General features: G+C 69.1%; 15 protein-coding genes and 1 tRNA gene. 8 read left to right on the plus strand and 8 right to left on the minus strand.

Going from position 1 to position 12,755, the window contains the following annotated elements; genetic code table 11:
* Positions 1–114 precede the first annotated feature (114 nt).
* Genes FFS23_RS08180 through ftsE form a run of 6 tightly spaced genes read right to left on the minus strand, consistent with a single transcriptional unit; the run spans position 115 to position 4,629 of the window.
* Positions 115–573, minus strand: a complete 459-nt coding sequence (locus tag FFS23_RS08180; RefSeq protein ID WP_171009422.1) for an acyl-CoA thioesterase — start codon at positions 571–573, stop codon at positions 115–117.
* Entirely contained in the window at positions 573–1,781 is a 1,209-nt protein-coding gene (locus FFS23_RS08185) for an LL-diaminopimelate aminotransferase (protein ID WP_038664733.1), read from the minus strand. Before FFS23_RS08185 ends, FFS23_RS08180 begins: the two co-directional genes overlap by 1 nt.
* Before the next feature lie 28 nt (positions 1,782–1,809).
* Complete coding sequence (locus tag FFS23_RS08190; RefSeq protein ID WP_137898206.1) at positions 1,810–2,523, minus strand: lysophospholipid acyltransferase family protein; 714 nt, start codon at positions 2,521–2,523, stop codon at positions 1,810–1,812.
* Entirely contained in the window at positions 2,520–3,056 is a 537-nt protein-coding gene (locus FFS23_RS08195) for a YdcF family protein (protein ID WP_137898207.1), read from the minus strand. Before FFS23_RS08195 ends, FFS23_RS08190 begins: the two co-directional genes overlap by 4 nt.
* Positions 3,053–3,922 (minus strand): cell division protein FtsX, encoded by an 870-nt coding sequence (locus tag FFS23_RS08200; protein ID WP_137898208.1) that lies wholly within the window; start codon positions 3,920–3,922, stop codon positions 3,053–3,055. Before FFS23_RS08200 ends, FFS23_RS08195 begins: the two co-directional genes overlap by 4 nt.
* Positions 3,919–4,629: a cell division ATP-binding protein FtsE gene (gene ftsE, locus FFS23_RS08205; protein WP_038664725.1), complete on the minus strand. Its 711-nt coding sequence runs from the start codon at positions 4,627–4,629 to the stop codon at positions 3,919–3,921. Before ftsE ends, FFS23_RS08200 begins: the two co-directional genes overlap by 4 nt.
* A 171-nt stretch (positions 4,630–4,800) precedes the next feature.
* On the opposite strand from ftsE, the gene FFS23_RS08210 reads away from it, so the two are divergent.
* Entirely contained in the window at positions 4,801–5,556 is a 756-nt protein-coding gene (locus FFS23_RS08210) for an MJ0042-type zinc finger domain-containing protein (protein ID WP_137898209.1), read from the plus strand.
* Here FFS23_RS08210 and FFS23_RS08215 read toward each other — a convergent pair.
* The gene (locus tag FFS23_RS08215) at positions 5,528–6,892 is read right to left on the minus strand and encodes an MATE family efflux transporter (RefSeq protein ID WP_137898210.1); all 1,365 of its coding nucleotides are present in this window, start codon (positions 6,890–6,892) and stop codon (positions 5,528–5,530) included. The two genes, FFS23_RS08210 and FFS23_RS08215, sit on opposite strands and share 29 nt — an antisense overlap.
* Positions 6,893–7,022: 130 nt before the next feature.
* Between FFS23_RS08215 and FFS23_RS08220 the strand changes: the two genes are divergently transcribed.
* The 3 genes from FFS23_RS08220 (at position 7,023) to FFS23_RS08230 (ending at position 8,508) form a co-directional block, all read left to right on the plus strand.
* Positions 7,023–7,109 (plus strand) — tRNA-Leu (locus FFS23_RS08220).
* 110 nt (positions 7,110–7,219) lie between these two features.
* Positions 7,220–8,230, plus strand: a complete 1,011-nt coding sequence (locus FFS23_RS08225; protein WP_137898211.1) for a hypothetical protein — start codon at positions 7,220–7,222, stop codon at positions 8,228–8,230.
* Complete coding sequence (locus FFS23_RS08230; protein WP_137898212.1) at positions 8,227–8,508, plus strand: hypothetical protein; 282 nt, start codon at positions 8,227–8,229, stop codon at positions 8,506–8,508. The genes FFS23_RS08225 and FFS23_RS08230 overlap by 4 nt, the downstream gene beginning before the upstream one ends.
* A 58-nt stretch (positions 8,509–8,566) precedes the next feature.
* Here the strand turns inward: FFS23_RS08230 and FFS23_RS08235 are convergent, their stop codons facing one another.
* A complete protein-coding gene (locus tag FFS23_RS08235) occupies positions 8,567–9,040 on the minus strand; it encodes a helix-turn-helix domain-containing protein (protein ID WP_038664716.1) in 474 nt (157 codons plus the stop codon).
* Positions 9,041–9,248: 208 nt separating this feature from the next.
* On the opposite strand from FFS23_RS08235, the gene FFS23_RS08240 reads away from it, so the two are divergent.
* Genes FFS23_RS08240 through msrB form a run of 4 tightly spaced genes read left to right on the plus strand, consistent with a single transcriptional unit; the run spans position 9,249 to position 12,500 of the window.
* Positions 9,249–10,313, plus strand: a complete 1,065-nt coding sequence (locus FFS23_RS08240) for a type III polyketide synthase (RefSeq protein WP_137898213.1) — start codon at positions 9,249–9,251, stop codon at positions 10,311–10,313.
* Positions 10,310–10,999, plus strand: a complete 690-nt coding sequence (locus tag FFS23_RS08245; protein ID WP_137898214.1) for a methyltransferase domain-containing protein — start codon at positions 10,310–10,312, stop codon at positions 10,997–10,999. Before FFS23_RS08240 ends, FFS23_RS08245 begins: the two co-directional genes overlap by 4 nt.
* On the plus strand, positions 10,978–12,060 hold the full coding sequence (locus FFS23_RS08250; RefSeq protein WP_137898215.1) for an NAD(P)/FAD-dependent oxidoreductase: 1,083 nt from the start codon (positions 10,978–10,980) through the stop codon (positions 12,058–12,060). The genes FFS23_RS08245 and FFS23_RS08250 overlap by 22 nt, the downstream gene beginning before the upstream one ends.
* A 38-nt stretch (positions 12,061–12,098) precedes the next feature.
* Positions 12,099–12,500, plus strand: a complete 402-nt coding sequence (gene msrB / locus FFS23_RS08255) for a peptide-methionine (R)-S-oxide reductase MsrB (protein ID WP_038664705.1) — start codon at positions 12,099–12,101, stop codon at positions 12,498–12,500.
* Positions 12,501–12,755 lie beyond the last annotated feature (255 nt).

The raw sequence follows: 12,755 nt of genomic DNA on the forward strand, positions 1-12,755 counted from the left end.
GACAGGCTCAGGGCTAACGGTTGGTGGGATGGGCGCTACCGTCCCCCTGCCCTCCGTTCGTGCTGAGCCTGTCGAAGCACCTGAGACTCACCACCCCAGACCGGCCAGCCGCCCCTACAATTTCTTCAGAAACGCCCGCACCGCCTCTGGAATTGCGGCAGGCCGCCCCGTCGGCAGATGCACGTTGACCATCACCAGCGACACCGTCGCGTGCAGGTCTCCGGTGGTGCCGTGCGCCAGATCCATCGTCATCGTCATGCTGGTGCCGCCGACCCGCGCGATGCGGACGTGCGCGGCGACCGTGTCGCCCCAGACGAACGGGCGGAGATAATCGACCTCCGCCTTGCGGACGTGGAATTCGAGCTGCTCCCACGCCGGCCCCAGCGCCGTGCCGATCCCGGTCCATGCCCAGAATTCGGTCGCGGCGACATCGGCATATTCGAGGTAGCGCGAGTTGAAGACGACCTTCTGCCCGTCGATCTCGGCATAGCGGACGCGGAAGCGCGTCGCGAAGGCGAAGCCCTCGCGCACGCCGCCGGTCGCCGCGCCATCGGCGGCATCGCGCAGCAGCATCAGCCCGCGGTCCGGCTCGGCGTGTTGACGCCCATCGACTGGAGGTAGCGCTTCACGTTGCGCGCCGCCTGCCGCAGCCGCTGCTCGTTCTCGACCAGCGCGATGCGGACGAAGCCCTCGCCATTCTCGCCATAGCCGACGCCCGGCGCCACCGCGACCTGCGCATGGGTGAGCAATTGCTTGGAGAATTCGAGGCTGCCGAGATGCGCGACCGCCGGCGGCAGCGGCGCCCAGGCGAACATCGACGCGCGCGGCGCGGGAATGTCCCACCCCGCCCGGCCGAAGCTCTCGACCAGCACGTCGCGGCGCTTGTGATAGAGCTGGCGGTTCTTCTCGACGATGTCCTGCGGACCGTTGAGCGCGGCGCAGGCCGCCGCCTGGATCGGGGTGAAGGCACCGTAATCGAGATACGACTTCACCCGCGTCATCGCCGCGATCAATTTGGCGTTGCCGACCGCGAAGCCGATCCGCCAGCCAGCCATGCTATAGGTCTTGGACAATGAGGTGAATTCGACCGCGACGTCCTTGGCGCCCTTGACCTGCAGGATCGAGGGCGTCGGATTGCCGTCGTAATACAGCTCCGAATAGGCGAGGTCGGAGATGATCCAGACCTGATTCTCCTTCGCCCATGCGACCAGCCGCTCGTAGAAGGCGAGATCGACCGCCTCGGCGGTGGGGTTGGAGGGGTAATTGACCACCAGCACCGATGGCCGCGGCACGGTGAACGCCATCGCGCGCTCGAGGCTTTCGAAATAGGCCTCGTCTGGGGTGGTCGGCACCGCGCGGATCGTCGCGCCGGCGATGATGAAGCCGAAGGTGTGGATCGGATAGGAGGGATTGGGCGCGAGCACGACGTCGCCCGGCGCGGTGATCGCGGTGGCGAGGCTGGCCAGCCCCTCCTTCGACCCCATCGTCACCACCACCTCGGTCTCGGGATCGAGGTCGACGCCGAAGCGGCGGCCGTAATAATTGGCCTGGGCGCGGCGCAGGCCGGGAATGCCCTTCGACTGCGAATAGCCGTGCGCATCGGGCTTGCGCGTCACCTCGATCAATTTGTCGAGGACGTGCGCGGGCGGCGGTAGATCGGGATTGCCCATGCCGAGGTCGATGATGTCCTCGCCCGCCGCGCGCGCCGCGGCCCGCATGCCGTTGACTTCGGCGATGACATAGGGCGGCAAACGCTTGATGCGGTAGAAATCGTCGGACATGGGTCACCTTGTAGTTGACCCGGCCACCCTACGCCGCGGGCGGCGCTTGCACCACTCGATATTCCTCGAGCGCGTTGATCGCGGCATGGACGCGCGCCTCGATCGCGTCGCGCGGCAGGCCGGGCGGGATCGGCTCGCCGATCCGGATCGTCACCACGCCGGGGCGATTGGGGCCCTGCTTGGGCCAGGCCAGACCGCTATCGAGCGCGATCGGCACCACCGGCAGGCCGAGCGTGCGATAGAGGCCGGCGAAGCCCGATTGCAGCGGCGGCTGGTCGCCGGGTACGACGCGCGTGCCCTCCGGATAGATCAGGATCGAGCGCCCCTCCGCCTTGAGCGCCTTGGCGGCGCGCATCATCGAGCGCAGCGCGCCGGCCGAGGCTTCGCGATCGGCGATGATCCCGCCATAGCGCATCGCCGCCCAGCCCCAGAAGGGAATGCGGCTGAGCTCGCGCTTGATGACCATCGCCGGGCCGCCGAGCAGCAATTGCAGCTCCAGCGTCTCGAACATCGCCTGATGTTTGGCGGCGAAGAAATAGGTGCCCTCGGGCCGCTGTCCCTCGACGCGGACGCGGACGCCCATGATGTACCGGTAGAGCAAGCGGTGCATCTGCGCCCAGACGTGCGCGTGGCGGATCACCGCGCGCCGGCCGAACAGCGCCGACACCGGCACGGTCACGACGATCGGGATCGACAACGCGAAGAAGAACGTCGTGAACAGGATCGTGCGCAACCGGTTCATGCCCCTACCCCCAGCCACAGCGCGACGCGCCGCAGGATCAATTTGTTGTATTCGTTGACCAAGGTGCCGAGCCGCGGCGTGCTCGGCACGCCGTCGCCGAGCACCTGCACCCCCGGCCCCATCGCCGCGGCCAGCTCCATCCGCGCGCGCGGCACGTGCCAGTCGGAGGTGACGAGGCGGACGGTGCGATAGCCGTGCGTCTTGACCCAGGCGGCGGTCTCCTCGGCGTTCGAGCGGGTGTCGACCGCATCGGCGCCGAGATCGATGCAGCAGGAAAACAGGGCCACCGGCACCTTATATTCGCGCGCCAGATCGATCGGCCGCACCCCCGGCGCGACGCCGGTGACGAGCATCCGCCGCGCCTGCCGCGCACGGAGCAGCGCGATGCCGCGATCGATCCGTCCCGCCCCGCCGGTCGGCACGACGATCGCATCGGTGGTATTGGGGGCGAGCGGCTCGGGCAGCATCAGCATGAACGCCGCGAAGCCGAGGCACCAGGCGAGCGCCGCCAGACCGAACAGCCGGACGATCACAGCGACCGCCTCAGCGCGGCGACGACGGTGACCCGCGCCGCCAGCGTCGCCAGCACGACGAAACCGATAGGCAGCATCACGAGCAGCGCCCAGTCGCCCGCATCGAGCGTGATGCCGCCGAGCAGCTCCGATCCCAGCGCCGCCAGCCGCGTGCCGAGGAACAGCAGCACGGCGAGCGCCGCCGCGCCGCCGGCGACGCCGCCGAGCGCCGCGTCGAGCGCGATCCGCCGCTGGAACAGCCGCGCGACCTGCACATCGGTCGAGCCGAGCATATGCATCACCTCGATCGTCGCGCGATGCGTCTCCAGCCCGGCGCGCGCGGCGAGCACCACCACCGCGCCGGTCGCGCCGAGCATCAGCAGCACCAGCGCGAAGGCGAGCCAGGTCAACGTGTCGAGAAAGCCGCCGACCGGCGACATCCAGCGCTGGTGACGGTCGACGCGGCTGGCGGCGCTGATCCGCCTGGCCGCGGCGATCACCGGCCCGGGTGCGGCGGCGGGGGCGAGATCGACGTCGATCATCGCCGGCACCGGCAAATCGGCATCGTCCCCGACATCGCCGAGCCACGGCGCGAGCGTGCGGGTCAGCTCGGCGCGATCGACCAGCGTCGCGCGGCGCACCTGCGGCAGCGCGCGCAGCGCGGCGAGCGTATCCCGGGCAAGCGAGTCGCGCGTCGCCGGGCTGCCCTCGACCACCTGCACGGTGAGCCGGCCGGCGAGCTGGCGTTCGAGCGCCTGCGCGGACTGGCGCGTGCCGAGCCCCAGCGCGGCGGCGAGCAGCGTGAGGAACAGCATGATCGCCATCACCCAGGTCATCGCACGCAAGCCGCCCGCCTCGTCGAGTACCCGCCGGTCCGCCCCGCTCATCCCTGCCCCCGCGGCGGCGGCGGGTAGCGCAGCATGCCGGTCGGATCGAGCAGCCGGCCCTTGTCGAGCCGCATCATCTGCGCGCCGGGCACGCGGCTGAGCAACTGATAGTCGTGCGTCGCGACGACCACGGTCGTGCCGAGCGTGTTGAGCGATTCGAACAGATGGATCAGCCGGTCGGCCATTTCGGGATCGACGTTGCCCGTCGGCTCGTCGGCGACCAGCACCTCGGGCCGGCCGATCACCGCGCGGGCGATCGCGACGCGCTGCTGCTCGCCGCCCGACAGCGTCGCGGGGCGTGCGTGCAGCCGGTCGCCGAGACCGACCCAGCCGAGCATCTCGCGCACCGGCTGTTCGATATCCTCCTCGGGCACGCCGGCAACGCGCAGCGGCAGCGCGATATTGTCCCACGCCGACAGATGCGGGACGAGGCGGAAATCCTGGAACACCACGCCGATACGGCGGCGGAATCCGGGCAGGCGGCTGCGCGGCATCGTCACCGCATCCTCGCCGAACAGGCGGATGACGCCGCGGCTCGGCCGTTGCGCGAGATAGAGCAATTTGAGCAGCGAGGTCTTGCCCGCGCCGCTGGCGCCGGTGAGGAAATAGAAGGCGCCGCTGCCGAGCGTGAAGCTGATGTCGGACAGGGTTTCCTGCCCGGCGCCATAGCGCAGCCCAACATTTTCGAACTGCACGATATTTGCCATGCGCCTGGCCGCAACCGCTCCGTCTGAGGTATCCCGGGCCGTCCGCCGGCCGTCGCCGCAGCCTTCGCATGCGCGCGCCGCGGCTTCAAGCTTGCCACGCAGGCGGCTCACGTGCTTAGAATCATACGCAGTCCGGTCATCGTTCCGGCCCCCGACCGTAAAGCGTTGCGCATGATCCTCGAATGCCCCGAATGCAGCACCCGCTATCTGGTGCCCGACAGCGCGATCGGGGCCGAGGGGCGCACCGTGCGCTGCGCCAATTGCCGGCATAGCTGGTTCCAGGATCCGCCGCCGCCCGAGCCGGCACCGCCACCGCCGGCCATCGACCTCGCACCTGTGTTCGACCCGGCGCAGCCGGTCGCGGCGGTCGAGCCCGAGCGCCCCGCCTTCCTCGAACCCGCGGCGATTCCCCCGGTCCGGCCCGCGGCGGCACCCGAATCGGTGCTGCCCGCGCCCGATTACGATGCCTTTGCGCCGCGCCCGCCGTTCCGCCCGCGCCGCAATACGTCGAAGCGCTGGACGGTGATCGCGGTGCTCGCCGGGCTGCTGATGATCGCCGGCGTCGCCGCAATCGTCTTCCTCGGCGCGCCGGGACTGCTCGCGCGCATCGGCCTGCCGATCGGCGCGCAGGAATCGCCGCTGCGGCTCAAGGACAATCCGATCGAACGGCGCGGGCTGGAGAACGGCTCGGAGCTGTTCGCGGTGAGCGGCCAGGTCAGCAATCCGTCGAGCGAGCGCCAGCGTGTCCCCGACATCCGCGCCGAACTGCGCGATGCGCAGGGCCGCATCGTCTACAGCTGGACGATCACGCCGCAGCAGCGCACGCTCAATCCCGGCGGCACGATCGACTTCAACTCGGCCAAGCTCGACGTGCCGGCGAATTCGAAGCGGCTCGAACTCAGCTTCGCCGGCGAAGCCGCGAACTGACCAATGCGAACCGGCCGCCGTGCAGCAGCGCGGCGGCGAGCATGCCGATCCCGGACGCCCAGACCAGCGACGACGCGCCGCCGTCGTGGTGGACCAGCCACCAGCCGATGCCGCCGGTGACGACGAAATAGGCGAGGATGCTGTTGACCCCGGCAACGACCTGATCGCCGAGGCTGCGCAGCGCATAGACCAGCACGACCTGGATGCCGTCGAAGACGATGAACGGCGCCCAGAGCGGCAGCATCGCCGCGGCGATCCGATGCACCTGCGTGGTGGCGGGGAACAGCGCGACCAGCGCCGGCGCCCCACCGGCGAGCAGCGTCGCGCCGAGGCCGAGCGCGAGCACCGACAGCGCGACCGCGATCAGCGTCCGCCGGACCGCCGCCACCGGCGCCCCCTCGCCGACCGCATTGCCGGCGCGCACCCCCGCCGCCGAGCCGAGCCCCAGCGCGACCGCGAAGGTCACGTTGTGCATCGCGAACACGATCTGGAAGGCATGCGCGGCGGCGTCGCCCAATTGCGTCGACAGCGCGATCAGGATCGAGAAGCCGGCCAGTTCGAGTCCCGAGGCGATCGCGGGCACCGTGCCGAACGTCGCCAGCGCCCAGGCGCCGCGCGGCACCGCGCGCCAGGCCGCGGCGTCGAAGCGCAGCACGCCGCGCTCGCGTGCCCGCGGCAGGGTGAGCACGCTCGCCACCATGCCGATCGCGCCGAGCAGCGAGGCGATCGTCGTCGCCAGCGCCGCCCCGACGGCGCCCAGCGCCGGCAGGCCGAGATGCCCCGCCGACAGCGCCCAGGCGAGCAGCGCGTTGACCGGCAGCACCGCGAGGTTGACGACGGTGACGCGGCGCGGCCGGCTGACGCCTTCGAGGAAGAAGGCGGCGGCGACGTTCACCAGCTGGAACGGATAGGCGATGGCGAAGGCGCGGACGACGCGTGCGCTCTCGTCGATCCGGTCGGCGGCGACGCCGATCAGCGCGAGCAGCGGCTCGGCGGCGGCGAGGAACAGCACGCCGATCGCCAGCCCGAGCAACAGGCCGAGCAGCAGCCCCTCGCGCAGCACCGCGCCGGTCCGTGGCAGGTCGCCGGCGCCGTCGGCGCGCGACGCCATCACCAGCACCCCCGACAGCCACGACAGGCCCGTGACGATGCCGACGAAGCCGAGCGCGCGGCTCGCGCCGAGCGCCGCCACCTCCTCGGTCGAAACGAGGCCGACGACCATCACGTCGGTGACCTGGAGCAGCGTCCAGTTGAGGCTGGTCAGCACCACCGGCCAGGCGAGCGCGAGCAGCAGCCGCGTCTCGGCGCGGGTCGTGAGGGGGATCGGGCTGGCCATGGCGGGGGGCTACCGCGTCTGGATGACAGCGAAAAGCGCGGGATATGAAAAAGGGGCGTTGCGGAGCGGGAAAGCCTTTGCTAGGGGCCTGCGCCTGCCAGATGCCGGCTCAGCCCGGTGTTCTTCACGTGCGGCCGTGGCGGAATTGGTAGACGCGCAACGTTGAGGTCGTTGTGGGCGAAAGCCCGTGGAAGTTCGAGTCTTCTCGGCCGCACCACTCTTTGCAGACAGAGATATGGCCCGCGCCCTATGGGGTTGCGGGTTTTCTCTTGTCTTGTTGGAAAATGTTGCTGATCTGTTCTCGTCGCAACGGGACGGAGCGGCGATATGGATGTGTCGATCGAGGCGAAACGGCGGGCCTATGCGGTCTGGTTGCGGACCGGGCGATGGCCTGTGCCGCATGGTGCCGACGGCACCGAGCTGAAGTTCAACCCATGGCACGATCCGAAGGACGGGCGGTTTACGACGGCGGGCGCAGGGGGCGGTGTCGGCGGTGCCACGGACATGTCTCGACACTCAACAAGACGGAACACCCCCTCGCGATCACGCAACCAGCCGTCCAATCTGATAACCGATATTGTTGCGGGTCAACGGTCGGCCGCGAAGGCGCTACAGACTGTCGCCAAAGCAGAAGTCGATTTTGCCAGCGGCGTTAGCGACGGTGCCTATGACACGGCAAAGGGTTCGGCAAAGGCAGCTCTCGCCTTCGCTAAAAATCCAGTATCTGCCACTCATGATAATAATCTAGCCTTGGCCGGCCTGATAGATCGCGCCATTGCCGCCAAAGATACGCCAGCCAGCATTCAACTGGCTCGTGCCGCAAATCGCATCAGGCATACCAACCCCCACGAGATTGGCTATATCACCGGTAGCGTTGCAACCGGTGTTGCGATTGGCCGCGTCAGCGGGATGGCGGCAAGCAAGATATCGGCTCTCCGGCAAGCCAGATTGCCGCAGCGGCTACGGCCCGATTTTGCTCCCGTCAAATACAAATGGGTCAAAGAAAATCTCAAAGCCGGCCCCGCCAAAGACTACAACGATGCAGCGCCCAACGCGAGGCCTGGATACGCACCAGCGCTGCCAAGAACGATGCCGAGCGGCAAGCAACGACTGGTGAAATTCGATGGCTTCCAAGCGGATTGGCCAGTCGATCGAAAGTTTGGCGTCACGTCGAAACCGCGCTCGGTGGCCCAAGTCCTGCGGCAATCGGAAGCCCTGCGGGAACATAAGCTTATCGGCTTGTGGGAGGTTCCAAATTCCCGCCAGAAAAATTTGGCCTTAAAACTACCAAAGAAAGCCGACGTTCACAACATCAAGGTCAGGATCGTAGAGCCATGATTTCACATCAAATCGCGCGTCTTATCGCAAACGTTATATTAAATATCGACCCTTTAGGCGACCACCCCGATCTGGAAGATCGTATAGTCGAGATACTGGAACATATCTCGCACGACCTCCAAGAAATAGACCCTTCGTTCCTGGCGGAGCTATCAAAGGCGTTCCGGGACATAGCGCCGGAATATCCGGAACAGTTCCAGCAGGACGTACGCGATATACCCGATGACTTTCACCTGGACATTCGCGATGACGCCGAAGAAGCAGCGCAACGGGAATGAGGCGCGAAGGTCGTCACCAGATGGTAAAGCACCTCGTCAGCAAAGGCGCGCTCAACCCTTACGCCGCTCCCATCCGCCGCAGATAGGCGGTGATCGCGGCATAGCCGGCGTCGCTCAGCGAGATTTCCATCCGCCGCCGGTCGACCGGGTCGATCACCCGGTCGATCAGCTTGAGCTTGTGGAGATGGTCGATCCAGCGCTGCGAGGTGGTCACCGGCGCGTGCGCGCTGCCGACCAATGTCTTGACGTTCATCGTCCGGCGCTCCTCATGCGCGACGAACAGCGCGAGCAGCATGTCCCAGGCGGGTTCGTGGAACAGTTCGGCGGGGAAATGGTCGAACCGCGCCTGGCGCTGCGCCAGCAATTGCTTGGCCAGTTCGCGCCCGTTGAGCGGCGTGACGACGGCCTGCGCCTCGCCGGTGCCGCCCGCCGCCCCGGCGAGACGATCGGCACGCGTCCCGAACTCCACCGCGATCGCGGAGAGTTGCGTCGTCAGGTCTTTGACCAGTCCGGCGATGGACTCATGTGGCACGTCGCATTCCCCAAGCGTCGTTTATCGATCGTCTGCCTACCATTCAGACACAGAAAAAACACAACTATTTAGGGGACATGGCCAATATCGGGGGAGCGACCCGAACGATGCGGCGACGCGATCGACGCACGCCGCCTTGCTGCATCCTTGTCGTTCCATCATGCGTTGCTGCTGTCCCGATCGTCGGACGCGGGTGTAAAGGAATTCGGTGGCCGCTTATCTGAATGCCGTCGGCACCGCCGTCCCGCCCCATGACGTCCACCATGCCTTTATCGACTGGGCCGGCGCACGGGTCGAGCCACGCGCGCGGCCGTTGTTTGCACGAATGGCGGCGCGCGCCGGCATCGCGCATCGCTGGTCGGTGCTGCCCGGCACGAACGGCGGCAGCGCGGTCGACGCCGGCGGCTTCTACGGTGCCGCGTCGCCCGGCACCGCGGCCCGGATGGCGCTCTATGCCGCGGAGGCGCCGGCGCTGGCGCTCGCCGCGATCGCCGCGCTGACCGGCGACGACGCTACCGCGCCGGCCGGCATCACCCATCTCGTCGTGGCGAGCTGCACCGGCTTCGTCGCGCCGGGGATCGACCAGATCATCGCCCGCCGGCTCGGCCTGGCGCCGTCGGTCGAGCGGCTGCTGATCGGCTTCATGGGCTGCTATGCGGCGGTCGTCGCGCTGCGCACCGCGCGTCATATCGTCCGCTCCGAACCGGCGGCACGCGTGCTGGTGGTGACGGTAGAGCTGTCGTCGCTGCATTTGCAGGAGGAACAGGCGATCGAGCCGCTGCTCGCGATGCTGCAGTTCGGCGACGGCGCCGCGGCGGGGATCGTCAGCGCCGAGCCGACCGGGATCGAGCTCGGGCAGCCGTTCGCGGCGACGCTCGGCGACAGCGCGGAGCTGATCCGCTGGACGATCACCGATACCGGTTTCGCGATGCATCTCGACGGCGCGGTGCCGGGGCGGATCGGCGATGCGCTCGGCGATGCCGATTTCGTCGCGACGGTGACCGGCGACGCGGCGCCCGCCGGCCTGTTCTGGGCCGTCCATGCCGGCGGCCGCTCGATCCTCGACGCGGTTCAGACCGCGCTCGCCCTCCCCGCGACCGCGCTGGCGGCGTCGCGCGGCGTGCTCGCCGATTACGGCAATATGTCGTCGGCGACGCTGATGTTCGTCCTCGCCCGGCTGCTCGCCGCGCCGCCGGCGCAGCGCGAGGGCGTCGCGCTCGCCTTCGGGCCCGGGCTCGCCGCCGAGGGGCTGGCCTTGCGGGCGGCGCCATGAGCCTCGCCGTCCGCGCGCAGGCCGAGGAGCTGATGGACGCCGACGACCTGCCCGCGCCGGTCTATGCCGCGGTCGTCGCCGATCTCGCGCGGGTCAATACGGTGACGCTGGCGGCGCGGCCGACGCTCGCCTTTCTCGATCGCGCCGGCGCCGGCGCCAAGACGCTGAAAGTGCTCGATGTCGGCTTTGGCGACGGCGACATGCTGCGTCGCATCGCGCGCTGGGCGGACAAACGCGGCATCGCCGCCGAGCTGGTCGGCGTCGATCTCAATCCGCGCAGCGAGGCGGCGGCGCGCGCCCACACCCCCGCCGGGCTGCCGATCGCGTGGCGGACCGGCGATTACGCGGACTGTGCCGGCGAAGGCTGGGACGTGGTGATCTCCAGCCTCGTCGCGCATCATATGACGCAGGCGCAGCTCGTCGCCTTCCTGCGCTTCATGGAGGCCGAGGCGGCGCGCGGCTGGCTGGTCAACGACCTCCACCGCCATCGCTTCGCGCATGCCGGCTTCCCGTTGCTCGCGACGCTCGCCCGCTGGCATCCGATCGTGCGCCACGACGGCCGGCTGTCGATCGCGCGGTCGTACCGGCCGGACGAATGGCCACCGCTGCTCGCCGCGGCGGGTATCGCCGACGCGCGCGTGTTCCGCACCTTTCCCTTCCGGTTATGCGTCGAACGGCGGCGCTGATCGTCGGTGGCGGGCCGGCGGGCGCGGCGGCGGCGATCCGTCTCGCCCGCGGCGGCACCCGCGCGCTGCTGGTCGAGCGGCAGGCGGCGGCGGACGCCTTGTGCGGCGGCTTCGTCAGCTGGCGGACGATCGACCGGATCGCGGCGCTCGGCGTCGATCCCGACACGCTCAATCGCGACCGGCTGACCCGCGTGACAATCGTCGCCGGCGGGTGCGAGCGCGAGGCGGCGCTGCCGCGCCCGGCGCTCGGCGTATCGCGGCGACGGCTCGACACCGTGCTGCGCGACGCGGCGAGCGCGGCCGGCGCGGAGGTCGAGACCGGCGTCACCGTCCGCAGCATCGACGGCCTCACCGCGCAACTCGCCGAGGGGCCGGACATCGCCGCCGACGCGCTGTTCCTCGCCAGCGGCAAGCATGACGTGCGCGGGCTGGCGCGGCCCGCCACGGCGCGCGGCCGCGATCCGACGCTGGGCCTCCGCGTCCGCCTCGCCGCCGATCCGGAGATGGCGCGCGCGCTCGCCGGCCGGATCGAGCTGCATCTGTTCGATCGCGGCTATGCCGGCATCGCCCTGCAGGAGGATGGCAGCGCCAACGTCTGCATGGCGGTCCACCGTTCGCGCCTCCAGGCGGCGGGCAGCCCCGCCGGTCTGCTCGACCAGCTCGGCCGCGAGTTGCCGCGGCTCGGCGAACGTCTGGCGCGACTCGCGCCGGGTGCACCGATCGATGCGATCGCCAACGTCCCTTATGGCTGGCGGCAGCAAGGCGGCAGCGCCGGCCTGTTCCGGCTCGGCGATCAGGCCGGCGTCATCCCCAGCCTCGCCGGCGAGGGCATGGGCATCGCGCTCGCCAGCGGCGTCGCCGCCGCCGAGGCCTATTTGCGCGGCGGACCCGATGCCGCCGCCGCGTGGCAGCACGATTTCGCGGCCCGGCTGGCACGGCCGATGGCGGTCGCCGGGCTGGTCCGCCGCCTCGCCGAGGGTCGCTGGTCGGCCGGCGCGCTGCGCTGGCTGCCGCCGGGGTTGATTCAGGTCGTGGCGCTTGCGACCAGAATGACCCAATGATGGTTGACGCTGCTCCCCTCCGTCACGAGATTAACGCCATGGATCACCTGAATCTTTCGGAAGCCGAATGGCGCAAGCGCCTGACCCCGGCGCAATATCACGTGCTGCGCGAAGCGGGCACCGAACGCGCCTATGCGGGGGCGCTGACCGACAACAAGGCGGACGGCCTGTATCATTGCGCCGCCTGCCATCTCGACCTGTTCGACAGCGCCGACAAATACGACAGCGGCTCGGGTTGGCCGAGCTTCACCCAGCCGATCACGCCCGATCGCGTCGCCGACCATAGCGACACGAGCCACGGCATGACCCGCACCGAGACGCGCTGCGCCCGCTGCGACAGCCATCTGGGCCACGTCTTTCCCGACGGTCCGCCGCCGACCGGCCTGCGCTATTGCATGAATTCGATCGCGCTCGAATTCCGCGCCCGCAAGGCGGCGTAGTTTCAGGTCCTCCCCCGCCAGCGGGAGGGGAATCGCATATGGCTGCGGTGATGAGGCTCGATCGGTTTCCTTATCAAATTCGTCACCCCGGACTTGTTCCGGGGTCCACGGGGCCGCGAGAGGACGGTCTCGAATCAAGCCTTTCTCCTCGCCGCAGGGTGGACCCCGGAACAAGTCCGGGGTGACGGGGTGGGTTTGGGCTTGGTCGAATACAAAGACGATGGTTCCGCCCGCCAGCGGGAGGATTTGCCGCAC

This window comes from Sphingomonas sp. 2SG, assembly GCF_005503285.1.
Taxonomy (GTDB): Bacteria; Pseudomonadota; Alphaproteobacteria; order Sphingomonadales; family Sphingomonadaceae; genus Sphingomonas; species Sphingomonas taxi.